This is a genomic window from Olegusella sp., assembly GCF_057238325.1.
In genome coordinates, this window is record NZ_DBHHGF010000002.1 from 58,523 (window position 1) to 85,033 (window position 26,511).

Annotated in this window: 22 protein-coding genes and 2 tRNA genes; 20 read left to right on the plus strand and 4 right to left on the minus strand. The window is 50.7% G+C overall.

Annotated features, from left to right (window positions below; genetic code table 11):
- The first annotated feature begins 184 nt into the window (after positions 1 to 184).
- The 3 genes from fusA (at position 185) to ACO5JD_RS02955 (ending at position 2,990) form a co-directional block, all read left to right on the plus strand.
- Entirely contained in the window at positions 185 to 2,254 is a 2,070-nt protein-coding gene (gene fusA, locus ACO5JD_RS02945) for an elongation factor G (RefSeq protein WP_035437935.1), read from the plus strand.
- Positions 2,255 to 2,455: 201 nt separating this feature from the next.
- The gene (locus ACO5JD_RS02950) at positions 2,456 to 2,782 is read left to right on the plus strand and encodes a metallophosphoesterase family protein (RefSeq protein ID WP_484987451.1); all 327 of its coding nucleotides are present in this window, start codon (positions 2,456 to 2,458) and stop codon (positions 2,780 to 2,782) included.
- Between the two features lie 131 nt (positions 2,783 to 2,913).
- Positions 2,914 to 2,990: transfer RNA gene (locus tag ACO5JD_RS02955), tRNA-Arg, on the plus strand.
- 353 nt (positions 2,991 to 3,343) lie between these two features.
- On the opposite strand, the gene ACO5JD_RS02960 is transcribed toward ACO5JD_RS02955, so the two are convergent.
- Positions 3,344 to 3,434, minus strand: a tRNA-Ser gene (locus tag ACO5JD_RS02960).
- A 57-nt stretch (positions 3,435 to 3,491) separates the two neighbouring features.
- Positions 3,492 to 4,541: a tRNA glutamyl-Q(34) synthetase GluQRS gene (gene gluQRS / locus ACO5JD_RS02965; RefSeq protein WP_484987453.1), complete on the minus strand. Its 1,050-nt coding sequence runs from the start codon at positions 4,539 to 4,541 to the stop codon at positions 3,492 to 3,494.
- Between the two features lie 279 nt (positions 4,542 to 4,820).
- On the opposite strand from gluQRS, the gene arcC reads away from it, so the two are divergent.
- Complete coding sequence (gene arcC, locus ACO5JD_RS02970; RefSeq protein ID WP_021625293.1) at positions 4,821 to 5,786, plus strand: carbamate kinase; 966 nt, start codon at positions 4,821 to 4,823, stop codon at positions 5,784 to 5,786.
- Positions 5,787 to 5,925: 139 nt separating this feature from the next.
- Here the strand turns inward: arcC and ACO5JD_RS02975 are convergent, their stop codons facing one another.
- Positions 5,926 to 6,567 carry a GNAT family N-acetyltransferase gene (locus ACO5JD_RS02975; protein WP_484987455.1) on the minus strand — a complete coding sequence of 214 codons (642 nt, stop codon included), beginning with the start codon at positions 6,565 to 6,567 and terminating at the stop codon, positions 5,926 to 5,928.
- A gap of 158 nt (positions 6,568 to 6,725) precedes the next feature.
- Here ACO5JD_RS02975 and ACO5JD_RS02980 point away from each other — a divergent pair, with 158 nt between their 5' ends.
- The gene (locus ACO5JD_RS02980) at positions 6,726 to 6,911 is read left to right on the plus strand and encodes a class I SAM-dependent methyltransferase (RefSeq protein ID WP_484987629.1); all 186 of its coding nucleotides are present in this window, start codon (positions 6,726 to 6,728) and stop codon (positions 6,909 to 6,911) included.
- Between the two features lie 633 nt (positions 6,912 to 7,544).
- On the opposite strand, the gene ACO5JD_RS02985 is transcribed toward ACO5JD_RS02980, so the two are convergent.
- The gene (locus tag ACO5JD_RS02985; protein ID WP_484987457.1) at positions 7,545 to 8,084 is read right to left on the minus strand and encodes a GNAT family N-acetyltransferase; all 540 of its coding nucleotides are present in this window, start codon (positions 8,082 to 8,084) and stop codon (positions 7,545 to 7,547) included.
- Between the two features lie 590 nt (positions 8,085 to 8,674).
- Between ACO5JD_RS02985 and purH the strand changes: the two genes are divergently transcribed.
- The 15 genes from purH to ACO5JD_RS03060 all read left to right on the plus strand — a co-directional run bounded on the left by purH (position 8,675) and on the right by ACO5JD_RS03060 (position 26,469).
- The gene (gene purH, locus ACO5JD_RS02990) at positions 8,675 to 10,294 is read left to right on the plus strand and encodes a bifunctional phosphoribosylaminoimidazolecarboxamide formyltransferase/IMP cyclohydrolase (protein ID WP_484987459.1); all 1,620 of its coding nucleotides are present in this window, start codon (positions 8,675 to 8,677) and stop codon (positions 10,292 to 10,294) included.
- A 172-nt stretch (positions 10,295 to 10,466) separates the two neighbouring features.
- Entirely contained in the window at positions 10,467 to 11,075 is a 609-nt protein-coding gene (locus ACO5JD_RS02995) for a hypothetical protein (RefSeq protein ID WP_035438725.1), read from the plus strand.
- Positions 11,076 to 11,433: 358 nt separating this feature from the next.
- Positions 11,434 to 14,967, plus strand: a complete 3,534-nt coding sequence (gene nifJ / locus ACO5JD_RS03000; protein WP_484987461.1) for a pyruvate:ferredoxin (flavodoxin) oxidoreductase — start codon at positions 11,434 to 11,436, stop codon at positions 14,965 to 14,967.
- Between the two features lie 863 nt (positions 14,968 to 15,830).
- Positions 15,831 to 17,072: an MFS transporter gene (locus tag ACO5JD_RS03005; RefSeq protein ID WP_484987463.1), complete on the plus strand. Its 1,242-nt coding sequence runs from the start codon at positions 15,831 to 15,833 to the stop codon at positions 17,070 to 17,072.
- Positions 17,073 to 17,204: 132 nt separating this feature from the next.
- A complete protein-coding gene (locus ACO5JD_RS03010) occupies positions 17,205 to 18,500 on the plus strand; it encodes a glycosyltransferase family protein (RefSeq protein ID WP_484987465.1) in 1,296 nt (431 codons plus the stop codon).
- The gene (locus tag ACO5JD_RS03015; RefSeq protein WP_484987467.1) at positions 18,497 to 19,939 is read left to right on the plus strand and encodes a histidine kinase; all 1,443 of its coding nucleotides are present in this window, start codon (positions 18,497 to 18,499) and stop codon (positions 19,937 to 19,939) included. The genes ACO5JD_RS03010 and ACO5JD_RS03015 overlap by 4 nt, the downstream gene beginning before the upstream one ends.
- 173 nt (positions 19,940 to 20,112) lie before the next feature.
- On the plus strand, positions 20,113 to 20,859 hold the full coding sequence (locus ACO5JD_RS03020) for a LytR/AlgR family response regulator transcription factor (RefSeq protein ID WP_484987469.1): 747 nt from the start codon (positions 20,113 to 20,115) through the stop codon (positions 20,857 to 20,859).
- A gap of 20 nt (positions 20,860 to 20,879) precedes the next feature.
- Entirely contained in the window at positions 20,880 to 21,347 is a 468-nt protein-coding gene (locus ACO5JD_RS03025) for a metallophosphoesterase family protein (protein ID WP_484987471.1), read from the plus strand.
- Positions 21,344 to 22,183, plus strand: coding sequence for an HAD family hydrolase (locus tag ACO5JD_RS03030; protein ID WP_484987473.1), 840 nt, complete (start codon positions 21,344 to 21,346; stop codon positions 22,181 to 22,183). The genes ACO5JD_RS03025 and ACO5JD_RS03030 overlap by 4 nt, the downstream gene beginning before the upstream one ends.
- A 3-nt stretch (positions 22,184 to 22,186) precedes the next feature.
- Complete coding sequence (locus ACO5JD_RS03035; RefSeq protein ID WP_021625802.1) at positions 22,187 to 22,951, plus strand: DeoR/GlpR family DNA-binding transcription regulator; 765 nt, start codon at positions 22,187 to 22,189, stop codon at positions 22,949 to 22,951.
- Between the two features lie 125 nt (positions 22,952 to 23,076).
- Entirely contained in the window at positions 23,077 to 23,304 is a 228-nt protein-coding gene (locus tag ACO5JD_RS03040; RefSeq protein ID WP_484987475.1) for a hypothetical protein, read from the plus strand.
- A 28-nt stretch (positions 23,305 to 23,332) separates the two neighbouring features.
- Positions 23,333 to 23,809: a PTS sugar transporter subunit IIA gene (locus ACO5JD_RS03045; RefSeq protein ID WP_484987477.1), complete on the plus strand. Its 477-nt coding sequence runs from the start codon at positions 23,333 to 23,335 to the stop codon at positions 23,807 to 23,809.
- 45 nt (positions 23,810 to 23,854) lie between these two features.
- Positions 23,855 to 24,157, plus strand: coding sequence for a PTS sugar transporter subunit IIB (locus ACO5JD_RS03050; protein WP_484987479.1), 303 nt, complete (start codon positions 23,855 to 23,857; stop codon positions 24,155 to 24,157).
- A gap of 133 nt (positions 24,158 to 24,290) precedes the next feature.
- Entirely contained in the window at positions 24,291 to 25,673 is a 1,383-nt protein-coding gene (locus ACO5JD_RS03055; RefSeq protein WP_484987481.1) for a PTS galactitol transporter subunit IIC, read from the plus strand.
- Between the two features lie 124 nt (positions 25,674 to 25,797).
- Positions 25,798 to 26,469: a class II aldolase/adducin family protein gene (locus ACO5JD_RS03060; RefSeq protein WP_021625797.1), complete on the plus strand. Its 672-nt coding sequence runs from the start codon at positions 25,798 to 25,800 to the stop codon at positions 26,467 to 26,469.
- The last annotated feature ends 42 nt before the right edge of the window (positions 26,470 to 26,511 follow it).

The following is a 26,511-nucleotide window of genomic DNA, read 5'->3' on the forward strand; positions in this document are numbered from 1 at the left end:
GGTGTGCGTGCGTTATGACAGAATTCTCGCTTTCTTTGCAAAAAAGATAAAAAAACTTACGTCTGCCGCGTTGCTGCAGCACTTGCCCGAGGAGTTGTTTATACAACTCCGCGAGTAGGCTATTGTGTGCCCAATGGCGCTTTTGCGCCCTTTCTTCGCCACCACTTCAATAGAAGGAGGAACCATGGGCACAGATTCAGGAAAGGTCAGGAATGTGGTCCTTGTGGGCCAAGGCGGCGTGGGAAAGACCATGCTGGCCGAGGCCATGCTTCACTTGACGGGCAAGACGAGCCGTCTAGGCGGACATGCTGGTACCAAACCCACGCTAGATTACGACACCGAAGAAGGTTCGCGTGGTTTTTCGATTTCCACGACGATTGCCCCGGTCGAGTGGAATGGCATGCGGATCAATGTCCTCGATGCCCCTTGCTATCCCGACTTTGTTGGTGATGCATATACGGCGATGAGTGCTTGCGAAACCGCTGCGTTTGTAGTGGACGCAGCCTCTGGTGCTGGTGCAATTACTACTCGTCTATGGTTTGCTGCTGAAGAGTTGAGTCTTGCCCGCGCGTTATTTGTTAATCGATTGGATCGAGCAGAAACCGATTTTGACACCGCTCTTGAAGAGCTCCGTGAGCATTTTGGCAATAACCTCGCTGCGGTAACCATTCCCATGGGTACTGGCAACGATTTTGCGGGCATTATTGACGTTATTCGCATGGAAGCGCGTCATCTTGAGAATGGCAAGCCTGTTACAAGCGAGATTCCAGCCGAGTACCTCGAAGAGGCCCAGAAGGCTCATGAAACCTTGGCAGAGCTGGTTGTCGAGGCTGATGACGAACTTATGATGAAGTACCTCGAGGGTGAACCCATCACCATTGAGGAAATTGAGGGTTTGCTTGATAAAGCATTGCGTGAGCGTGTATTTGTTCCCGTATTTGCGGGCTCTTGTGTCCGCGAAGAGGGTGTCATTTCCTTTATGAATGCTGCCACCAGCTGGTTCCCTGCAATGGCTGACTTTGGTCGTGTGCCTCTCGTTAATGGTGAGGAACTTGACATTTCACCTGATGACGACCGCCCTGTTGCTTTTGTGTTTAAGAGTCTCAACGATCCACAAAATGGTCGTCTTTCTTTCCTCAAAGTGTTGGCCGGCACACTTACGCCAGGTCTCGAGCTTAACAACGCTCGTACGCGCAAGAGTGAGCGCCTAGGCCACCTTTATCTCATGACCGGCAAGGAGACGACCGACGTCAAGTCTGTGGCTGCGGGCGACATCTGTGTTGTTCCCAAGCTAGACGCCATGACCGGCGATACTCTTTCTGCAACAGGCAAAGTTGAAGCTGCATCGTTCCGCTTCCCCAACTCGCTGTATCGCATTGCTATTGAGCCTGATGCCCGCGGCAACGAGGGTAAGCTCTTTGCCTTCCTTGAAAAGAGCGCTGATGCGGATCCCACATTGCGCGTTGACCGTGATGAGGAGACCGGTCAAACCGTTATCTCTGCTATAGGTGAGGCGCAGGTCAGCGTGCTGCTTGATCGTCTTGAAGACCGTGCAGGTGTTACGGCTCATACAGTCAAACTGCGCATTCCATATCGCGAGACTATTCGTCGTGTTGCTTCTGCTCAGGGTCGTCATAAGAAGCAGACCGGTGGTGCAGGTCAGTTTGGCGACTGCTGGTTGCGCGTTGAGCCCAATCCTGGTGCCGGCTATGAGTTTGTTGATGAGGTTGTTGGCGGGCATATTCCGCGTGGCTTTATTCCTGCCATCGACAAGGGTGTTCAGGAGACCATGCGCGACGGTGTTCTTGCAGGTTATCCGATGATTGATGTTAAGGTCGCCGTGTACGATGGTTCATATCACCCCGTCGACTCTAATGAGATGGCCTTCAAGACCGCTGCACGAATTGGTTTCCAAAAGGCTATTGAGCAGGCTGAACCTGTCATTCTCGAACCTATGGCGCATCTGACAATTACAGTACCCGAGAGTTACGCCGGCTCTATCATGGGCGATGTATCGGCTAGTCGTGGCCGCGTTGAAGGCATGGAGGCGGGCTCTGGCAATCAGTTGGGTTCCACCATCGTGGAGGCTACGGTGCCATATGCCGAGGTTACTGACTATGCGACGCGTCTGCGTTCACTGTCTCGCGGTACTGGTGAGTTTGAGATGGAAATTACCAGTTATGAGCAGGTGCCCCATGATGTCCAAGAGCGTTTGGCTCAAGAATATCGTGATCGTCGCGCTGAAGGTCGCTAGTTTGTAGCAGAGATATCTACCTAAGCATGTGAAACAAGGAGGGGTTGCGTTGGCAGCCCCTCTTTTGTCGTTCGCAAAAAAGTAGTTGAAATACAGAACATATGTACTATTTATTAGTGCTATATGGTACAGTTGTTCTATATTTCAATTAAGGAGGGCGCCATGTTAAGGGAAAAGAGTCAATGTATTCATAAGACCGATATGGGTGGTGATGAGTATCGCGAGCTTGGCTATACGCAAACCGAAGACTGGCTAGAAATATATGAAACTTCCTGGGGTCCGGATACGCAGGCGCTTTTTGGCGATCCTTCTCATACACAAAAACTTATTTTGAAAAGCTCCCATCAGGAAGTGTGTACAGAATTTGAAGAGCAGAATTTTTTAACCAGCCTCTTTTTTGCTTGCGAGTCAGGGGCTATTGAGTGGCTCTCCGAAGTGCAGGATCGTCTCGACGTGGCGGAGATCCCCTATGTTTATGTGGCATTTGCTCACGATGGCCATCTTTATCGGCCTTTTTGTGAGGCGTAATTTATGGCGTGAGTTTTTCTAGGCTGGGCTTTGAGGATTGAGTGGCAATCTTTTCCAATATGTTACGAGCGGGATTGATTTCAAGTTTTTCTTGACATCATTTGGATGGGATGTCATAGTACTTCTTGCACGCGGCGTTACCTCAGCTGGATAGAGGGTCTGACTACGAATCAGAACGTCACAGGTTCGAATCCTGTACGCCGCACCAGTGAATGTTACAGGCACCTTCGGGTGCCTGTTTTGTTATGTGGACAACATGCATCGTGCTCGCGTAGCAAAATGGGCACGTTTTGAAAGATGGTTCATCTTTCGAGTTTTTGGAAAATCTGACCTGGCCTTTTGTGCTTACTCACTCCGAAACATGAACCATTTGCGGTTTGTATTTGCGGTTGGTATCCCACCTGTGTTCCAAATAGCGCAGCTTACATGTGCTGGAAGGCGTCTTTTTCATCTGACATTTATCTGCCAAACGTATGCGGATTGTACACAATTCCTACACATATGAATTACATAAAACAAGGCTCCTACCAGCGGAAACACTGATAGGAGCCTGTAATGTTCTGGCGGAGAGCTGGGGATTTGAACCCCAGATAGGGTTAAGCCCTATACACGCTTAGCAGGCGTGCGCCTTCAGCCACTCGGCCAGCTCTCCATGTGCTAGAGCATGTTACCGCATTTTTGGCTTTTGCATAGTGTGACAATACGCAAATTATCGATAAATGCCCAAGCTCTGCAGGACTTCATCATTTATAACGATATCTTTACGGTGTTCTCGAAGCGTATGCCAATCAAAATATTGACATAGATCCGCAGGTAGAGCCTCAGTTCCCGGTGATACAAGGCCAACGAGCGCCGCCAACCCGCCTATCAGGCGAGCAGGGCTCACTCCTTTTGCCCGCAAAACACCCAAATCCAAATCTCGTTCACGTTTTGAAAGGCGCCGTCCATCGGGGGCAATTAACAAGGGAACATGTGCATAACGAGGGATCGATAGCTCCAAAAGCTCCGCAAGATACGTTTGCCGCGCCACCGAGCCAAGCAAATCTCGACCACGTACAACCAAATTCACTCCTGCAGCCCCATCATCTACAACAACTGCCAGCTGGTAGGCAAAAACTCCATCACTGCGCCGGATAAGAAAATCGCCACAGTCTTGGGCAAGATGTTCCTCTTGATGGCCCCAAATTAGATCATCAAAGCCGACTAGTTCTTTTGGCTCACCTAACTCAGGTACGCGTAGGCGATACGCAGGACTCCTGAAGCGAGATTTTTCTGCAATTTCAGCAGGGGAAAGATTGCGGCAGGTTCCCCGATAGATATAGCTGCCATCAGAAGCATGAGGCGCTTTTGCAGCATGTAGTTCTGCTCGACTGCAAAAGCAGGGATAGACTATCTTGCGATTTTTGAGTAACTCAAGGGCGTTTTCATAAATCTGCTTGCGTTCACTTTGATAAACAGGACCTTCATCCCAGTCTAGACCTAGCCATTGCAAATCATCCATTAACAGCCTTGCGAGCCCAGGATGTTGTGCACGAGGATCGAGATCCTCAATGCGCAATACCATTTTGCCGCCAGCGCTACGCACGGCAAGCCATCCAAGTAAGGCAGAAAACACATTGCCTAAATGCATGCGTCCTGAAGGCGTTGGCGCAAACCTTCCGACGAGTTTGGGTGTCATAGTCGCTGTTGCGCCAACGGCATGTGCATTTCCCGCTGTGGGGGCAAATTTGAGGTTTTGAAGAGAAGAAAAACAAGTCATTTTTGCACCTTAATTTTATTGAACAAAACATTTTTGCATAGACTCGTGTATAGGTGCACGAAATATTTCTGTAACATTTATTAAAATGTATGATTATCCATATATATCCATTCAATAATTCAGTCATATACCCAACTACCATTAAGATTGCAAAATATACCGTTTAGGGAATGCGATATTATCGCCACATATCTTTATGGATTGCGCGCTACGATTGCGCAGTCTGTTAAGGTCTGCAGCAATTATTGCTGTTGTCTACACGCGCTAGAAGGAGAGAACATGAGCGAGAAGTACGGCAAGCCCAACCGCGTTGTTATCGCCCTTGGTGGCAACGCTCTTGGCGATACCCCCGAAGAGCAGATTCGTCGCGTCCGCGAGGCAGCTCCCACCTTGCTCAAGGTTATTGAGCAAGGCAATGAGATCATCATTACTCATGGCAATGGTCCTCAGGTTGGCATGATTCAGAAGGCATTCACCTTTGCAAATCAGACTGACCCCAAGATCCCAACCATGGACCTTCCTGAGTGCGGTGCTATGTCTCAGGGCTACATCGGATACCACCTGCAGCAGGCCATTGGTGCTTCCATGCACAAGGCTTACAAGCGTTGGCACGTCGCTTCTGTTGTGACCCAGATCGAGGTTGATCCCGACGACCCCGCATTCCAGAACCCCACCAAGCCCATTGGCGCTTTCCTTACCAAAGAGCAGGCAGAGGCCGAGAAGGCAGCTCACCCCGAGATGGTTTTTGTTGAGGACTCTGGTCGCGGTTATCGCCGTGTTGTCGCATCTCCTGAGCCCAAGAAGATTGTTGAGTACGAGAGCATCTTGAACCTGCTTGACAACGGCTTCATTGTCATCGCCTGCGGTGGCGGTGGCATCCCTGTTGTCCGCGACTACAGCGACAAGGGTGCCTACAAGGGTCAGGCTGCTGTTATTGACAAGGATATGGGCGGCGAGCTCCTCGGTGAGGACTGCTCTGCTGATGTCCTCGTGTTGTTGACCGCCGTTGATCATGTTGCCATTAACTTTGGCAAGCCTGATCAGAAGGATCTTACCGATATTACGGTTGAAGAGGCCAAGAAGTACGTCGAGGAGGGTCAGTTTGGTAAGGGCTCCATGGAGCCCAAGGTCAAGGCTGGCATTAAGTTTGCAGAGAGCCGTCCTGGTCGCGTCTGCATCATCGGCTCCCTCGAGAAGGCAGCTGAGGCCATGGCTGGTCTTTCCGGTACTCGCATTCACGCATAAGCTCGCGGTCTAGTACCTCTCCACGCCCCGTCGCCTCCCCCGCGGCGGGGCCTTTTTTGTTCCGTGCGGGTTTTATAGCTACAGCGAATGTAGATACAGCGAAAGCGACGGGGATGGCAGAGATGCGCACTACTCAAAACTAGCGACCGTCATCTTCAAAGTTGTAGCCATACAAGAAATACCCGTCTGATTGCAAGGCTGTAGGTGAGTCATTATGTCGCTCAGCCAAGCGCGTAAGTCCTAAATGGTCGTAGAAGCTCCAGTCGCAATCGGTGTCTGTGACAAGATGAGCACTCTTTGCCCCCGCCGCGCGTAAGTAGTCAAGCGCTCCAGTAAAGAGCTTCTTTCCAAGACCAAGTCCACGTGCCGCAGGATTGACTGCAAGCAAGAGCACGCTGTCGTCCTCTTTGAGTTGCGTTTGAGTGAGCATCTGACGATAGGCATCAATCTCACTTTGGTAGCCTTCATCTGCGGGAATGCTTGCTAACACTTCACCGTATTGCTGATTTACAAGCGTTCGTGCCCTATTCCAATTTGCCTGTTGGGCAGCGCTTGGCAGGCCATGGCGGGCAAAAGTAAAGCCGAGCAGATCTTCATCACGCCACGCGCTCACCGCGAATGTTGCTCTCACGAGATAAAAACAGATTTCATTGCCCGAGAGGGCTGCGGCAATTTTTGGATCTACGTCACGGTACCAGGTAGATTTCATAAGATTCCAAGCCGCATCAAAGTCATGCTCTACATCAAAGGTGCGAATTACAACGTCCTGTTGCGTGTTCATGAATAATCCTCTTGAGAAACTCGCTCTTGTCACATAATGCTCTCATCTTAGCTGAGAGCAAGAAAATATTGGCATTGGTCTCTGGTGGCGGTCAGCAGATGACAGTGTTTAGTGTGCTGAGGGAGGACTGCACCGTCTTGGACTATTCCCCTAAGTAGATTGCAAGTGAGCAGGAGGTTGCACAGAGGGAAGGGTATTCCATCACCGTTGTGCGAGCAGATATGACACAGCCGCTGCCTTTTGAAGACGCTAGCTTTGATATGGTGTTTCATCCTGTCTCAAATTGTTATGTAGAAGAGGTCAAGCCAATCTGGAAAGAGTGCCATCGCGTGCTCATACCCTAGAAGTCGTTACTTCAAATCCGGTCCCCGCGACCAAAAACATATTCTTGACCTGCAAAAACAGGCCGGGAATTTTTATATATCCCTGCAGTTTCAGTAGATGGTTCGTTTTTCGAATTTTCGAAAAATATGACCTGCAATTTTACGCGCGCTTACCTCGAAACTTGAACCATCTGTGGTTTGTGTTCCTAAAGGCGGCAATCTTGTGACTTGCTTTGGATATCAAGGCAGCGTTTTCAGACCCCTCTTCGCTCTAAGAGCCGATGTGCGCCATTGCCCCGTTTTTAAGTTTCAGTGTTTTCGCTGGTAGAAAGCCTATTTTGAAAGGCAGCTGTTTTCTCGAGTTTTGCCGCATCTAGTGAGATTAATAAACTCGCAGGTATACTGCGTATGTCTATATTCCAAATATAAATATCTTATTCAATAACAGCACCAAATGGCGCACATCGGTTCTTAGAGCGAAGAGGGGTCTGCGAATAGCGTGGAACACAGACTGATCTGTATTGGAGCTTTTCCGACTCACTGGGCAGATCTCTTTCAATAGGTGGGGATTTTTAATAATGCCAACAAAAAATACTAGAAGGTCTGCGAAAAGTGTGATTACGTGGCTGGTTTGCTAGTTGGGAAGGTAAGATACTAAGCCATTCTCTTTTCGAAGCGGAACATGCCGCCTAGGAATTGGCCGTCGATTTTTTCGGAGTCAAAGTCGGGGTTGTTGGGGTCTGGATGGTGGCTGTTGTAGAACTCCACGATGTGGAAGCCGCACCTGTTTACGTAGAAATGGATGTTGCGTGTCTCGAAGTAGGGCGTGACCAGTCCCCATACCGTCACCTTAGGGTAAGTCTTCTCTATTTCATGCCACGCGGCATAGCCGACACCCTTGCTATGCGCACGGGGGCTGGTAAACAAGATTTCGAGCTCGCCTTTCTCGCTCTCGACCTTCACGATTGCGCCACCAACGTTTTCTCCGTCGCAGACGATTCGCCAGGCCTCGCCCTCGTCGAGGCTCTGCTCGATTGTATCGCGTGAGATTACCTGACCTTCTTCCTCGAAGCTTTCGCCCCTTCTTCCGAACTCCTCGAGTGCTCCGTAGTTGAATGCCTCCTGGTTATCGAGGATGAACTGCTCGCGGTCGCCTTCTTCCAGTCGTTTTAGCCAGACATTCTTCTTATCCATCTCCGGGGCCCTTCTCTGCTCAACTTTTAAAGCCCTGTGCGCAATTCTAAGACACAGGCAGGACTGTGACATGTATGGATACTTCTTCCTGTAGATAGGTACGGTTGGCGGAGATATGCTGGTGGGCGGGTTTGATAAGCATGACTACTGGGTACCGGAGCACGTGCGGGAGCATCTGCGGATGCCAGGGTATCAGCTACCGCTGGAGGACATGGAGGGGCATATCCAGGAATGGGTACTTCACACTCTCGTGGACCCTTCTTGACCCAGGCCTCGCGTTGCTTGCCTCGGCGAACATGAACCACTGGTTCTACAGTTGCACCCAGATCACGCTCAAGAGTCTGCCGAACATATCGGAGACGAACTACACCTACATGGTTATCGACACAGCGAACGCGCTGGGGTACCTGACGAGATGATAGGACATCTAATGGACGATGATGGGACATGTCCCATCCATGGCCCAATGAACGACCCATCAAAGAAGGCTCCATGATGTACAGGCGTTATTTCTGCTCTTAGGAAGCCAATCAGCCTTATTCGATGTATCTTTATTTTGTCGCTGTAAGCACCAAAACTGGGGAGGGTCTATGTCAGAACGTCCCATCAAAAGGGCGCTTGTATCGGTAACCGACAAGACGGGTGTGGTTGAGTTTGTCAAAACGCTCGCCGACGAGTTTGGCGTTGAGGTAATCTCCACGGGAGGTACCGCAAAAGCTCTGGTGGATGGTGGTGTAAAGGTTACTGCCATCGATGACTACACGGGCTTTCCCGAGATGATGGGAGGCCGTGTCAAGACACTGCATCCACGTGTCCATGGTGGCCTGCTCTGCCGCCGAGACGATGAGCAGCACATGGCAGATGCCAAAGCCAATGGCATCGAAATGATTGATATGGCCGTCGTTAACCTCTATGAATTCGAAAAGACGGTAGCTAAACCCGATGTTACCTTTGCAGACGCTATCGAGCACATTGATATCGGTGGTCCCTCCATGCTGCGTTCCGCAGCAAAGAATAACGACTTCGTGACGGTGGTATCCGACCCTGCCGATTACGATCGAATTCTTGCTGAGATGCGTGCAAATGATGGCGCTACCACACTTGAGACCCGCCGTCAGTTGGCTCTCAAGGTCTTTCAGACGACCTCGCGTTACGACAACGCTATCTCAGAATATCTAGCAAGCCAAGTATCTAACGACAATAAAGTTGCAAGTTTTGACAGCTCAATTGAGTTTGATTTCCCCCAGATGTTGACTGTGACTGCCACCAAGCAGCAAAGCCTGCGCTATGGCGAGAATCCCCAGCAGTCTGCGGCGGTTTATCATCTGTCTGACGCTCCAGCCCACTCCCTAGGTATGGCTCGTCAGATTCAGGGCAAGGAGTTGAGCTACAACAACTTCTTGGATACTGATGCTGCCTGGGCTGCTGTGCGTGAGTTTGAGGAGCCTGCCGTCATCATTCTCAAGCACCAAAATCCCTGCGGCTCTGCTGTGGCAGCTGACGTAACTACGGCTTACGATCGTGCCTTTGCCTGTGATCCCAAGAGCGCCTTTGGTGGCATTATTGCGGTCAATCGCGAGGTGCCTCTGTCATTAGTTGAGCATTTTGCCGATGTGAACAAGCAGTTCGTTGAGGTGTTGATTGCTCCTAGTTATAGTCCCGAAGCCCTTGAGCGTCTGTCCAAGCGTAAGAACCTTCGCGTGCTTGAGACAGGTGGCGTTGATGCGGGCGTCTCTCTGGAGATGCGTACGATTGACGGTGCTTTGCTTGTCCAAGAGACTGACCGTGTTGATGAGGATCCTGCGACCTTCGAAGTACCTACCAAGCGCAAGCCGACTGACGCCGAGTGGGAAGATTTGCTCTTTGCTTGGAAGGTTTGCAAGACCGTTAAGTCCAACGCGATTTTAGTTGCCAAAGATCACGCTGGTATTGGTATGGGGCCAGGTCAGCCCAACCGCTCTGATTCGGCGCTGATGGCTTGTGAGCGCGCTGAGGCGGCTTGTGAGCGCATGGGTGTTGCCCCCGAAAATCTCGTAGCTGCTTCCGATGCTTTCTTCCCCTTTAGGGATAGTGTCGATTTGCTTGCTAAGCATGGGGTTACGGCGATTATTCAGCCAGGCGGCTCCATTCGTGACGATGAATCCATCGCTGCTTGTGATGAATATGGCATCACAATGGTTTTTACGGGCAGGCGTCACTTTAGGCACTAAGCTTTACCAAGAAATGCAGGGCGGAGCTGTGACGTGTGGCTCCGCCCTTTTGCATGGCGAGAAGTACGTTGCAAGAACACTGTCGTAGATGCGAGAAATATGCTGCAAGAGGCACTGCCTTAGATGTGAAAATGCATTGCAAGGGTCACTGCTTTAGATGGAGGAGCTGGATATGGCGTTTGAGCTGGGAATACCTTCACTGATTTGCCGTTGGCGTTTGGCAAATGGAGGTCTGCCGCTCGAAAACCGTCATCTGCGCGCCTTTTCCCAGCGCGGAGTTGATCCCGCCTTGGTTTCTTGGGCAAAGCAACACATTGAATGGACCTTGGCTGATGGGGCCGCCGCCAATCCTGACGGCGTGCTCATGTTAGTAGTTGACGAAGAAGGTCAGGCTGCGATGAGCGTGGGTCCCTACAAAGCCCTTGGCGATACCAGTACCAATGCCTTGCTTCAGCGTGCGATGCAGGCCCAGACAGAGGCCGCACATACAGGCGTTGCGCCCGAGACCCTCTGGGCGGTAGCAGCAGGACAAATTACCGCGTATCTTGATCCAACTGAGAAGCTTTCGGGTGCTACCTCTTTGGTAAGCGATCTTACTGCGGCCCACCACATGCAGTTTACGTATGAAGCACAAATTTCTGATGCCCAAACCCTTGCCGCAGCTGACGAAGTATTTTTGGTGTCCGATGAGCACGGCGTCATCGCTGCTGCGGGAAAGCTCGGAACATATGCCAAGCAAATGGCGGCTGACTATCAAAAACTGCTCGCAAGCTTTAGTTAACTTTTTTCGCGGTTCAGATTTCCTTCGCAAAGGCTGCATATTGTTTGAGGTGATTTTATCTGGGCGCAAGCAGACACGCTGGGAACTCTTTAATTCCTACTAAATTCAGGGCATTTAACAGGCGAAATATTCTCATTTAAAGCGCAGTTTAGGCTTTAGCTGAGGTGCAAAATGGTTTATTACATTACTATGTATATGTGCAGCGCACATGTATGGCGCAGGTAACTCAGGCAAGTAAGAGTAGAAGCGTTTCTTGTATGCGTCTTGCATATACAGGCGCCACGACGGATGCCGTAGCGTATGGGGGATTAGGCCGGGCGGATAAATTTCGTCCGGATAGTACTAGGAGAGGAGTACCATGGCTCGATCTTTTAAGTCTATGGACGGCAATGAGGCGGCGGCGTGGGCGTCGTATGCCTTTACGGAGGTAGCGGGCATCTACCCGATTACCCCGTCCAGCCCCATGGCCGACCATGTTGACCAGTGGGCAGCACAGGGTCTCAAAAACATCTTTGGCTCCCCAGTCAAGGTCATCGAGATGGAATCCGAGTCCGGCGCTTCCGGCACCGTTCACGGTTCTTTGGGCACCGGCGCACTGACGACTACTTATACGGCGTCGCAGGGTCTGTTGCTGATGCTTCCCAACATGTACAAGATCGCTGCCGAGCGTCTGCCGGGCGTTTTCCATGTTTCTGCTCGTCAGGTTGCAACGCATGCCTTGAACATCTTTGGCGATCACTCTGATGTTATGTCTGCGCGTCAGACCGGCTTTGCTATGCTCGCCGAGAGCAATGTCCAGCAGGTCATGGACCTCGCTCCCGTAGCTCACCTTGCGGCCATCAAGGGCAGCCTGCCTTTCTTGAATTTCTTCGACGGCTTCCGTACCAGCCACGAGATTCAGAAGGTTGCAACTTGGGACTTTGCTGAGCTTGCGGATATGGTAGATATGGACGCCGTTCAGGCCTTCCGCGATCATGCTCTGAATCCCGAGCATCCTACCGCCCGTGGTAGTCACGAGAATGGCGATATCTACTTCCAGCATCGCGAGGCAATCAATGGTGCATATGATGCACTGCCCGCCATCGTCGAAGACTATATGAAGCAGATCAACGCCAAGCTAGGCACTGACTATGGTCTGTTTAACTACTACGGCGCCGAGGATGCTGACCGTGTTGTCGTCTGCATGGCCTCTTTCTGCGATACGCTCAAGGAAGTCATCGATTATCTCAATGCGCACGGTGAGAAAGTCGGCTTGGTTGAGGTTCACCTCTTCCGTCCCTTCTCCATCAGCCACTTTACCAGTGTTCTTCCCAAGACAGTCAAGAAGATTGCTGTTCTTGACCGTACTAAGGAGCCTGGCTCCATTGGCGAGCCCCTTTATGAGGATGTTGTTGCCGCTCTGTATGAGGCTGGTATGGCTAACCTCACTGTTGTTGGTGGTCGCTATGGTCTTGGCTCCAAGGACGAGCCTCCTGCGGCAGCCTTCTCTGTCTTTGAAGAGCTCAAGAAGGATCAACCTGCTCGTGAGTTCACCATTGGCATTGTTGATGATGTTACTAACCTGTCTCTTCCCATGGATCCCCATGCTCCCAATACCGCAGCAGAGGGCACTATCGAGTGCAAGTTCTGGGGTCTTGGCGGCGACGGTACCGTTGGTGCAAACAAGAACTCCATCAAGATTATTGGTGACCACACCGATAAGTATGTTCAGGCCTACTTCCAGTATGACTCCAAGAAGACCGGCGGCGTTACCCTCAGCCACCTGCGCTTTGGTGACAACCCCATTCGTTCGCCCTACTACGTTACCAAGGCGGACTTTGTTGCTTGCCACAACCCCAGCTATATCGACAAGGGCTTCAAGATGGTCCAAGACGTCAAGCCTGGCGGTACCTTCTTGATCAACTCTCAGTGGGCCCCCGAAGATCTTGGCAAGCACCTTGATGCAGCAGCAAAGCGCTACATTGCTGAGAACAACATTCAGGTTTATCTGATTGACGCTATCGACCTTGCCGAGAAGGTCGGCATGGGCAAGCGCACCAACACCACTCTACAGTCTGCCTTCTTTGCACTGGCCAAGGTCCTTCCCGCTGAGGAGGCCCTCCAGTATATGAAGGACGCTGCTACCAAGTCTTACTCCAAGAAGGGTCAGGCTATCGTCGATTCCAACCGTAAGGCAATCGATGCTGGTGCTACCGCGTTTGTGAAGTTTGATGTTCCTGCAGATTGGGCTAACGTTACCGATGACGCACCCGAGGCTCAGCTGACTGGTCGCGACGCAATCGTTGCTCAGGTCAAAGCAATCACCACCCCTGTCAACCTCATGGATGGTGACAGCCTGCCTGTCTCTGCATTTATGCCCTACGCAGATGGTACTTGGCAGACTGGTGCTTCTCAGTACGAGAAGCGTGGCACCGCAGTTATCGTTCCTCACTGGGATGAGACCAAGTGCATCCAGTGCAACCAGTGCGGCTTTGTATGCCCCCATGCAACCATTCGTCCGTTTGCACTCAATGCCGAAGAAGTTGCAGCTGCACCCGAGACCATGCGTATGGTTGATGCCAAGGGCAAGGGTATGGATGGCTTGAAGTTTGCCATCACCGTATCCCCGCTTGACTGCATGGGCTGCACCAACTGCGCCAAGGTTTGCCCGGTTGACGCTCTCACTATGGTGCCCCAGGCTGACGAGGCTGTTGAGCAGGCAAGCTTTGACTACGGCGTGGCACATGTTGCCGAGAAGCCCGAGCTCTTTGCAGACAATGTAAAGGGTAGCCAGTTCCACAGACCTCTCCTTGAGTTCTCTGGTTCTTGCGCAGGCTGCGCCGAGACTGCTTATGCACGTCTTGTTACCCAGCTCTACGGCGATCACATGTTTATCTCTAACGCTACTGGCTGCTCTTCCATTTGGGGCAACCCTGGTGGTGTGTCTCCGTTTACCGTTAACGGTCAGGGTTATGGTCCCGCTTGGAACAACTCCTTGTTTGAGGACAACGCAGAGCACGGTCTAGGCATGTATCTCGGTTATCAGGCAATCCAGAAGGAGCTCGTAAGCGATGCTGAAGCAATTATTGCTTCTGATGTTTCCGAGGGCCTCAAGGCGGCTGCTCAGCTCTGGTTGGATAGCCGTGGCGAGTATGAGACCAGCAGGTCTGCTGCTCGCGAGTTGCTTACCCTGCTTGAGGGTGTGGATACCCCCGAGGCAAAGCGCATTATTGCCAACAAGCAGTACCTCACCAAGAAGAGCTTCTGGATCTTTGGTGGCGACGGCTGGGCATATGACATTGGCTTTGGTGGCCTAGATCACGTTCTTGCTTCTGGCAACAACGTTAACGTCTTTGTCTTTGACACCGAGATTTACTCCAACACTGGCGGTCAGGTTTCCAAGGCTTCTAACTTGGGTCAGCTTGGTCAGTTTGCCGCAGCAGGCAAAGAGCTCAAGAAGAAGAGCTTGGCTGAGATTGAGATGACCTATGGCTATGTCTATGTTGCACAGGTTGCTATGAGCGCCAACCCCATGCAGCTTCTCAAGGCCCTCAAAGAGGCTGAGGCTTATGACGGCCCGTCCCTTATCATCGGTTACTGCCCGTGCGAGCTCCACTCCATCAAGAAGGGTGGTATGCAGCACTGCCAAGAGGAGATGAAGCGCGCGGTTGAGTGTGGTTACTGGAACCTCTTCCGTTACAACCCCGCAGCTCCTGAGGGCAAGAAGTTCTCTCTTGACTCCAAGGCTCCTAAGGGTGGTTATCAGGAGTTCCTGCAGAACGAGGCCCGCTATGCAGGCCTGATGCGTTCGTTCCCCGAGCGTGCCCAAGAGCTCTTTGAGGCCAACGAGAAGGCGGCTATGGCTCGCTATGATCACCTGCTCAAGCTCAAGGAGGTCTACTCCGAGGTGTAAGGCTTCTCTGTAGTATCGAGTAGGTTTTAGAGCCCCTCCCACTTGGAGGGGCTCTTTTTCGGTGCGCTAGTATGCGTTGGTGCGTCGCGTTTTGTTCCATCTCGCATGGCGGAAGCAATACTTTTCCTACCTACCACATGACACAAGCCACACTTCATTTCACACGAGATGCCAAACGCCACATCCTATTTCATGCTAGACACCAAACGCCACATCTTGTTTCATGCCAAATGCCAGAAGCCACACATCATTTCAAATGATGCAGCTCTGCTTGTCAAAAGCCACACATTCTTTCAGGCTGTTTCATGCTAGGTGCCAAAAGCCACGTTCTACTTCACTTTTTTAGCCAAAAGCCACACTTCGTTTCACGCCCAAAAAATTTACCTGCGCAAACGTCAGGCCCTTTGAAACAGAACGTGGCTTTTGACATTTTTTCTGAAACAGAACGTGGCTTTTGGCATGTAGGGCTGCTTCGATTGAAAGAATCCGTGGCGTTTGACAAGCAAAGAGATGCTGATTGAAACAGTCTGTGGCTTTTGGCAGGCGGGGATGCGACAGTTGAAAGAATGTGTGGCGTTTGGCAAGCGGAATATCCTCGGTTTGTTGCAGCATATAGGGCGGTAGGTGTTGACCAGCGCCGGGAGGATGCAGTGGGGCAGCATGTGTTGACCAGCGCCGGGAGGATGCAGTGGGGCAGCACTGTTGACCAGCGTCGGGAGATGCAGTGGGACGGCAGAAGACTTCAGTAGCCTGTACAGAATTGCTCGTTTATACTCCACCTACCGATTAACGGGCTCTGTGGATATATAAAATGCAAACACCCCGTACCATGAGAATAGTGTCGGTGGTCGGAGAGGGGAACCATGGCAGGTTTTTTGAGCTTTAAATTTACGCGTGAAGAGCGCAATTGGGTTGGTTATGACGTGGGAAACTCAGCGCTAGTCATGCTTAATACCTCCGTTGTGCCCATCTATTTCAACAGCCTTCTAAAGGGCGGTGACTCCGATCGCCTCGTAGTGCTTTGGGGTTTGGCCCAAACCATTGCCTCGCTGGTGGTGGCTATTCTGATGCCTTTGCTTGGATCGCTCGCCGATCGCCGTGATATGAAAATCAAGTTTTTCTTGGGTTTCTTTCTCACAGGTTTGGTGGGCTGTGTCGCCCTTGCATTGCCAATGGGAGCAACACCTTTCCTTGTGGTGTTTGTCATTTGTACCATTGGATTGAATTCGTCAATGACTTTTTATGATGCAATGCTTACGGACGTTACAACTGACGAACGCATGGATAACGTCAGTTCTGCGGGGTTTGCTTGGGGCTATATCGGTTCCTGCGTGCCTTTTATCCTGTCACTGGTTTTGATTTTTGCTGGCCCAAGCACCGGTTTGGTTGATCCGGCGACCGATACTCGCCTGAGCTTTGTTATTACAGCTGCTTGGTGGTTGGCCTTTACTATTCCTTTGATTAAGAGTTACAAGCAGACCCACTGGCGTGAGGCGCGCGAGACGGGTGTGGCAGCAACTTTCCATGAGCTTGGTGTCACCATGCGTGAGATTGGTCAAAACAAAATTATCCTCACCTACATGCTGGCCTTTTTCTTTTATATTGACGGCGTACATACGGTTATAGCCATGGCTACTAGCTATGGCACAGCGCTTGGTATCGACTCAACGCAGTTGGTACTCGCGCTGCTTATTACTCAATTTGTTGCTTTTCCCTCGGCAATTGCCTATGGCATGCTAGCGGGTAAGTATGGCACACTCAAAATGATTCGCATTGCCGTCTTGGCGTACTGCGGCATTGTGCTGTTTGCGGCGTTTTTCCTCAAGACTGCCTTTGAGTTCTGGATTCTTGCAATTACGGTTGGCCTTTTTCAGGGTGGCGTGCAAGCCTTGTCGCGCAGCTACTTTGGCAAGATTATCCCCAAGGAAAAGTCCAACGAGTATTATGGCTTTTTCGATATCTTTGGCCGTTACGCGAGCGTTATGGGTACCGCTATTGTTGCTGGTGTGACTGCTGCAACAGGTAGTTCATCCATTGGCGTACTCTCGGTGGGCTTGTTGCTGGTGGTGGGATGGCTCATGCTAAGAAAGCTTCCCAACGAGTAAGAGCTCATAAACAGTAAGAACTCATAAACCCATCAGAACCGCAACCTTATCTTTGTGTCGTGCGCGAGAGCTGATTCATACTCTAGAATAGGAGTAGTGATGAATCATGCGGCTGAACAGAGGTTGTAGTCCTTGAATCCGGTCATTGTCATTCCCTCATATTGGACAGATGCCGATTGGCTGCCCGCAATGGGCGAAATCGGTAGCTATGATCATGCGACGCATGTTACTAAACCCATGCCCGAACTTGAGCTTTGTCTTTCCAGTCTCGAGCAAGTGCGTGGTGTGTTGCGTGTGGTGGTTTTGCTTGTGGCTGATAGGCGTTGCGAGGAAGCAGCGCGCGCACGTGTAGAGAGCATTTGCCGTGCACACACCCGCTTGAACCTGCTGATTGTGGGCGACGCAGAGGCATGCAGCATTCGCAAGGCGGTAGAACATATCGCACCGCGTATGCGTTCGGATTGCCTGTCGTTGCGCGGCTACGGTGCTATTCGCAATATGGGATTGGCTGTAGCTGCAGTTTTGGGGCATGACACGGTTGTCTTTTTGGACGACGACGAAGTTGTTCTTGACGAGAATTTCTTGTTGGATGCGGTTTATGGGCTTGGCAATGCTAATAGGCAAGGTCTGCCAATTTTGGCGAAGACGGGCTATTACCTCACCAAAGATGGCTCCCCTTATGCAGATGAGGGCCGTACGCGTTGGTGTGATAGATACTGGGGCCTGCATCGCGAGTTCAACCAGTGGATGCGTAGTGCGCTCTCGGGTACACGCATTTCTCGTTCAAACACCATTTACGGTGGCTGTTTCTCTGTTGCTGCAGAAGCTTTTACCAAGGTTGCTTTTGACCCCATGATTACCCGCGGGGAAGACCTTGATTACCTCCTGAACCTTAGAATGTATGGGATGGACGTGTGGTTTGACTCGCAATGGTGTGTGCGTCATCTGCCACCCCCCATTCCTTCTCACGCATCCCTCTTTTTGCAGGATGTCTATCGTTGGTGCTATGAGATTGCCAAACTCAAGCGCACAAATGCAACGATAGGCATGCGACAAATTCGTCCTGCTTCACTCATGCCGTATCCAGCGCCGTGGCTTAACGAAGACGAGCTTTATAGCCGTATCGCTCATACGTCATTGCGCCGTGCAATTAGTTGTCGGGAACATCTGTCGTATTTCTTTGTGTGGCGTCGCGGCCGAAAACAAGCACAGGAGTGGGCAAAAAAAATATCAGGACGTTATTTGGAGTTTCAAACTTATTGGCCGCGAGTAATGTCCATGCTTTGGGACGATCATCTCATCGCTCGAAAAATTCTGCAGTCAGGTACAGTACAGTCATTACATCAGGGAATCTCAGACGATACGATGGCAAGCGCTCCGTTGACCTCTCGGGATTTGCTTCCCAAGATTGAAGAGGAGCAGAGATGAGCGAAGCTCAAAATAACAAAGTTGGCTCGTCGCGCAGCTCTGAATGGTCAGATATGCCCAGCTGGTTTAGACACAATCAGGATACATTGGTGCATGGTACGTTTATCGTGGCGGCTGTGTTTTTGGTTATCTTGCTTGCGTGGGGTATCACCGCTGCAAATTTTGCTGCAACGATGATTGCAGGCGGCGGCTTGGCTGTGGCAATTGTGTTGGTGGGTACCTCGACGGCGATGCCAGATAATCTACGCTCCGAAGCCACCGAGCGTACCTTGCGTTTGGCGTCCAAGACGCTCAACTATATGAGTGGTGGCCTGACAGCTGAAAATTGCGAGCAAGTCTGTCGCATCTTGCTGCCCGAGACACAGGCAAATGCGATTTCTATGACCGATACACGTACAACTTTGGCATATATCGGGGAGGAACGCGTAGAGTTTCCCGTTGATTTTCCCGTCTCTCAGCCCACACAAGAAGTACTGGCGAGTGGGCATATGCAGACCTATGCTGACATTGATAAAGCCGAATGGGATGCTTCGGATTCCCCCAAAAAGCCCCAGGGTATACTGCCGCACCCCATTGGGGTTATTGTGCCTTTAATTGTGGCAAATCGTACAGTAGGCACTCTCAAGTTCTACTTCCGTCATGGTCGCGATGTTGATCGCACGCAGCTTGCCATTGCGCGCGGTTTTTCGGAATTGCTCTCGACTCAGCTCTACAGCTATGAGGTAGATCGCCAAGCAGAACTTACCGCCCGTGCAGAGATTAAGGCCTTGCAGGCGCAGATTAATCCGCATTTCCTCTTTAATACGCTCAATACCATTGCGTCATTTACGCGTGTAGATCCTACTAAGGCACGTAATCTATTGCGTGAGTTCTCATCTTTTTATCGGTATACGCTCGATAGTTCTCGCTCTCTGATACCGCTTTCGCTGGAGTTGGAACAAACACGGCGCTATCTCAAGATTGAAAAAGCGCGTTTTGGTGCAGATCGTATTATCGAGACAGAGCATATAGAAGCGGGTTGCGAAGCGATTCGTATCCCCGGTTTTCTCATTCAGCCTATTGTGGAAAATTCTGTCCGTCACGCTATGCGTGATGAAGGCCCACTGCATATTGATGTGCAGGTGGTGCACGATGGTGATGATGTGATGATTGCTGTTGCAGACGATGGCTTGGGCATGGGCTCAGAGGTGGCCGAGCGCCTGTTAGATAACTCCGCCAAGACGGTCACCATTGCCCCTGGTGCTCATGGCCGAGGTGCTGGCGTTGCTCTTTCCAATGTTGCTGAGCGCATAGAGCGCTTCTTTGGCGTGGGTTCTGGAGTTGAGGTTATGAGTCGTGAAGGTGAAGGTACGGTTGTTACTTTGAGATTGGTTAACGCTGCGCCTCATGATGATGAGGATGTGAGTGACGAGAGTAATACCTTTACTGAGCTGATCTAGTGTGAGCAATTCTATAGTAATTCGAACAGAAAAATGTTCAAAAGTGACGCTTTGACGTCGTTGGCGTACTATATAAAGACTCATGCACGGCTATGACGCACAAGTTCGCACTGTTTTTAGCATCGGGTTTTTATGCTGCGTCCAGCTATGTCAGATATAGAGAGGATGATTGCATGCTGCGCGCTTTGATTGTGGACGACGAGGCTCCTGCTCGTTTCGAGCTGCGTTCCTTGCTAGAAGAGACAGGCAAGATGGATGCCATCTCTGAGGTGTCGAGCGCACGCGAAGCTGTGGCAAGTCTGGTCAAGAGTCGCGAGCATGGTGGAGAGAATATCGACGTACTTTTTCTAGATGTCTCGATGCCCAAGACTACGGGTATGCAGCTTGCTGATGCATTGCATAAGCTCAAAAATCCTCCCGCAATTGTCTTTGTAACGGCATACAGCGAGTATGCCGTTGAGGCGTTTGGCGTCGATGCGGTTGATTACCTCATGAAGCCTGTTGAGATGGACCGTCTGCAGCAAGCTATTGCCAAGGTCGAGGCTCGTCTCAAGACTGCGGTGATACAACCTGCAAATAGCATCAATACCGAGCGCATTCCTGTGGAAAAGGGCGGTCATAAGGTCTTGGTGCCTGTCAATCAGATTCGTTACGTTGAGGCCAAAGACGACTACTCCTGCATTTATACCGATACCGATCGCTATCTGTCGACAATCTCGCTGGCAAAGCTCGAACAGCGCCTGACTCCTCACGGCTTTTATCGGGTGCATCGTGGCTACATCGTTAACCTTGATTTTGTACAAGATTTTGTCACTATATCGGGTGGCGTTGTTCAGCTGGGTCTCAAGGACGTTGAAGACAAGAAGATTCCGGTGTCTCGCCGTCGTGTAGTTGCTGTCAAAAGGATGCTCGGCCTCTAAGCCGAGGTGGGGGGCGCGTAATGCGATATGACATCATCTCCGATACCCACGGATGGCTTTCAGAGGAACTGCTAAAGCAGCTCCAAGGAGCTGATGTTATTGTCCATGCGGGAGATATCTGCTCTCCTTCTGACTATCGCACGCTATCAAATATTGCACCGGTGCATTTGTGTTTGGGCAACAACGATTGGGACAATATACCCTATGGCCCGCGCGTGCAGAAGCAAGTGCATTTTGAGTCCGAGGGTTTCCGCTGGCAGATTTGCCATTATGAATATCGCTTGAACTTAGATAGTTGCGATATTGCTGTGTGTGGACACACTCATCGCCCCTTCATAGAGCGCGATCAGACAACCGGCACGCTTCTTATCAATCCAGGCAGTCCCACTTGGCCACGCAACGGTTTTCCTTCTATGGTGCGCTTGATAATCACCAATGGCAAAATCACTGAGGCCCGCATTATTAAACTCAGCAAGGAAGATTCATGATTAAGCTTGCACTCTCAGATATTGATGACACGCTTGTCCACTATGGCAGCGGAGCTACTGTAGAGGCAGTTGAAGCGATTCATGCTATGCAAGATGCAGGTTTGCATTTTGCTACTGCAACAGGTCGTGTGGCCTCGTCAATTCCTCATCTGCTGCGTGGAGATCAGAGGGCAAGCGCAACGACAGTTTGTTGCAATGGTCAGATTGTTTTGCTTGAAGGCAAAGTCATTGCTCGCGAGGTTTTGCCGCATGACGCGTTGGTGCGTGTGACCGAGATCTTAAGTGACGAGTTTGGCGCCGTGTTGACTTTGTATGAAGAGCATGACGTGAGCTATGGCGTTGGTATCTCTGATGAGGAGCGCGCTGCTTGTAGCGATATTTTTTGGCCAGAGACAGGCGTGCGCCCCGTGGTGCCTGACTATGAAATTGTTAAGGCCAATGTACATGTAAAGGGTACACGTGAGCGCATGGCGCGCATTAAGGAAGTATTGGTTTCTGAGGTTCCCGAGCTGGATTTTGTTTATCCCAATCCCACAGCTCCCCTGATTGATATCTTGCCTCACGGTAAAAACAAGGCAACAGGAGCTGACGTTTTACGCAAAGCCTTGGGCTTAGATTGGGATGAGGTCTGCGTCTTTGGTGATGCAGAAAATGACCTCATGCTGCTTAATGCTGTGCCGAATTCGGTCGCCATGGCAAATGCCATGCCCGAAGTTGCTCGAATGGCTCGTTGGCACATTGGTTCGTCTGCCGAAGATGCGGTGGCTGGTGCCTTGCGCGATATTGTGCAAGCATCCAAAACGGGATCCATGCCCAGCTTTATGAGCGAGGAGTAGGTCATGCTAAAGCCGGAGCGCCAAAATGCAATTGTCACCCTTGTGACCAAGTTGGACTTTGCTTCGGTAAAGCAAATTTCGGAACAACTTGATGTGTCCGAGATGACCATCCGTCGCGATCTTGAGGAACTTGCTGAGGTTGGGCGCTTAACGCGCGTGCATGGTGGCGCGCGTAGTATTGCAGGTCTTCATGGCACTGTAGCTCGTCGCGAATACACCACCAGCGAAAAGCATCAGCAGCACGCTATCGAAAAAGAACAAATTGCCCAAACAGCTGCCCGTCTTGTCCAAGATGGGGACACAGTTTTTCTGGGCGCCGGTACCACCTGTGAGGCACTTGCGCGTGCTATTGGCAATGTCCATCTGCGTGCCATTACAAATAGTATTCAGGTTTTTAGTGCGCTTAACGAATGCGATACGCTAGATGTCATTCTTATCGGGGGAGAGTATCGTCCCAATACGGGTGCCTTTGTTGGGGGTATTTCTGAACGTTCTATTGAAGCCATTGGCATTAGTAAGGCGTTTGTGGGGACCAATGGTGTGCATGATGGACTGATTTTTGGTTCAAATTCTCTTGAGGGCAGCCTCTTTCGCATGGCGCTTAATCGTGCTGATGCTCGTTATGTGGTGACCGATTCAAGCAAGATTGGCAAGCGAGATTTTTACGGTTTCTACGATGTGGTGAACCTTGATGGCATTGTGACCGATGCTGCCATCAGTGAAAAACAAGCGAAAGCCCTTTCAGAACTCACCGAAGTCATCTTCTAAAAATTAATCGGGGAGAAAGCGTTTTGATCGGTCTTACCAGGTTTAAAAGCAATGCTTTGCTACCAGCCATCGATCTCATGAAAGCCCGCTATTTTGTCTGAAAAATTTTTTGTTTGATTGTGTGAATGGATTTTTGTTTAGAAAAGATTAACCTGCACGTCAACATAACCGTTAGCTTTTCTAGAGCTGATTTTGCAAGTTTGCAATTCGCACAAGTATGTTTATCTGATGCAGAACAAACAAAAATTAACAATACAAACAAAACCGCTCACCGTTATAATACTACCGCTGGCGGTAATTCACAAAATATAATGGCAGTTGAACGTACATTTATACCAGCTGCTTGCCAGTGATAAAAAATGTGCGTGAGAGGAGAATTTCATGCTGGGCAAGGAAGTCATTATGAAAGAGCTTGCCGAAGTGGATCTTGAAGCATCCACCCCTTTTGAAGTTTTTGAGATTATGGGTAAGCGTTTCCTCGAAAAGAGCTATGTCAACGAAACATATCTTCCATCCATTACTGAGCGTGAAAACAACTATTCTACCGCACTTCCTGTAGAGCCCTATCCCATTGCAATTCCTCATACCGAGGGCGAGGCTATTGTCAAGCCTTTCATTGCCCCTGTTCGTCTAAAAACCCCAATCCCTTGGGGTGATATGTCTGATCCCGACAACAAATTAGATGTGAAGCTCGCTTTTATGCTTGGTTTTAATGAGCCCGGTGCTCACATTATTTTGCTGCAGATTTTGATGCACAATTTCCAGCGTCAAGATTGGGTTGATGCTCTGCTCAAGACTCCTACGGCCGATGCTTTCTATGACACGGTCATGGATATGGAATGGGTCTACGACGAGTAAGAGCCGCAAAAAGCAAGGAAAGTCCTGATTGAAAGGGGATTAGTTATGCCAGTACCTATTATCGTCGCCTGCGGCAGCGGAGTTGCCACTTCTCAGACCGTTGCCTCCAAGGTGAACCGCATGCTTAAAAAAGACAACATTGATGCCGAGGTCACTGCTGTTGACCTTAAGTCCGTTGAGCGTCATCTCAAGGGCGCGGCGGCCTATATCACCATTGTCCGTGAGAAGAACAAGAGCTACGGCGTACCCGTTGTCGATGGCATCGCTTTTCTTACTGGCATGAACCAGCAGAAGGAGTACCAGAAGCTGCTGGGCTACATCAAGGATTTCCAGAACGCTGCTAAGTAGCGTTCTCTGGTGATTTGGCGTTACGCCAGCTTTCCACTCTTCCCTATCTGGGGGGAAGCTTGGTAGGGAAGAGCGTGGAGTTGGTGGCGGGTTTAGCAAGTGTAGTTTCACGCGAACGAAGAGAGGGTGCCTAATGGACATTAGTGCTGCTTCGACATGGATTCAAGGCTTCTTGAGTTCTGTCCCGTCGTACGTATTTGTACCTGCACTCATGATTATCATGGGTCTTATCGTCAAGATGAAGCCGTCTGAGGCTGTAAGTTCTGGTTTGCTGTTGGGTGTTGCCTTTACTGGCATGTCCATGCTGATTTCTTACATGACCAGCATCATGGGCCCCATCGGTGAGGCCATGTTGGGTCGCTTAGGCATCAACTTGCCCATCGTTGACGGTGGCTGGACAACCATGTCCGCTATCTCTTGGACCTGGCCGTATGCCGTTTTGATGTTCCCCCTGATGATTGTCATCAACATCATCATGCTGACCATCAACCAGACCGATACGTTTAACGCTGACCTCTGGAATGTCTGGGGCAAGATCTTTACCGCCGTCGGCGTTGTTGCCATTACTGGATCTGTGCCCATCGCTTTTGTTATTGCTGCTGTCCAAATCGTCTTTGAGCTCAAGATTGCTGACGTGTTCAAGGATCAGATTTATGAGATGAGTGGCATTCCTGGTGTTACCACTACTCACAGGATGGTATTTACCGCTGCATGGCTGTATCCCATCGACAAACTGCTCCGCAAGATTCCTGCGCTGAACACCAAGATGGATGCTGCAGCACTGCGTGAAAAGATTGGTATCTTTGCAGAGAATCATGTCCTTGGTTTTATCCTTGGCTGCTTCTTTGGTCTGCTTGCTGGCTATGATCCGGGCAAGCTTCTCGGCACTGGCATTGAGTGCGCCATGTGCTTGACACTCTTCCCTGTTATCTCCAAGTACTTCATGGAGGCTCTGTCCCCCATCTCCGAGGCTGTCTCCGACTACATGAACGCTCGTTTCGAGGGCCGCACCCTGGTCGTCGGTCTCGACTGGCCGTTCCTTGGCGGCGCCAACGAGATTTGGCTTGCTGCTATGTGGGGCATTCCTGTAACCACCATCTGGGCATTTCTGCTTGCTGGTCACGGCAATGAAATTCTGCCCTTTGCAGGTATTGTCAACGTATCTCTTGCAGTTCCCGCATGGCTTGTTACACGTGGCAACGTGCCTCGTATGTGCATCCTCTTTGTCATCGCTGTTCCTGTGTATCTGCTCGTTGGTACTGCATTCGCTCCCTTCATGACTGACCTTGCAAACAGCACGGGCCTCAAGCTGGGTCTTGCTGCTGGTCAGATGATTTCGAACTCTGGTATGGACGCTCCTCTGCAGACCTATGCTTTTGCAGAGTTCCTTGACTGTCTCAAGGGTAACTTCCTGCCTTTGATTTGCTTGGTTATCTGGATTCTGGGCTTTATGTACACAGTCCACGACATCAAGAAGGGTGGCAACGCTGCTCCCGAGACCACCTCTGAAGAGTAGTTTGTCTGGGCGGTAACGCCAGCCACTCATCTGGCATCGCCGCCGCCCGTGTTCTTCCCAGCACGGACGGCGGCTTTTTAGGTTCTGTCTAGTTTTGGTTCCACCAAATAGAAAGGATCCAACAATGCTTGAGGATCTTAAGCTCCGTGTTATGAATGTTGCAAAGCAGGCTCAGCGCGATGGTCTGTGCAAGCACAAGTCCGGTAACTTCTCTGCACGTGACAAAGAAACTGGTCTCGTTGTTATTACCCCAACCAGTGTTGACCGTGAGGACCTTGTTGTTCCTGATATGGTTGTTATGGACCTTGACGCTAATGTCGTCGAAAACCAGACCGGTTTGCGTCCTACCTCAGAGTCTTTGATGCATCTCAAGATTTATCAGGAGCGCGAAGACGTTGTCGCTTTGGCGCATACTCATTCGATGTATGCCACAACCTTTGCGGTGCTAAACAAGCCCATCCCTGCAGTTGTCTATGAGATTGCCAATCTCAACTGCTCTCAGGCTCGTATTCCTGTGGCTCCTTATGGTCGCCCCGGCACCCCCGCCCTTGCCGATAATGTGGTTGAGGCCATTCATGAGGCTGACGTTTTCCTGATGCAAGGTCATGGTTGCGTTGCTGTTGATGAGACCAGTGTGGAGGAGGCCTACCTCAAGGTTTGCTACATCGAAGAGCTGGCTGAGCTCTACTATCACTCTCTCGTTGCTGGTCAGGGTGTCGAGCCTTACAGCTTCCCTGTGGACGAGCTTCAGAAGTGGGAGTACCCCAAGGAGATTAAGTTTCCCAACGCTAAGTAGGTAAAGCTTCGGACACGGCAGACGTTGCGTGCATCTGCCGTG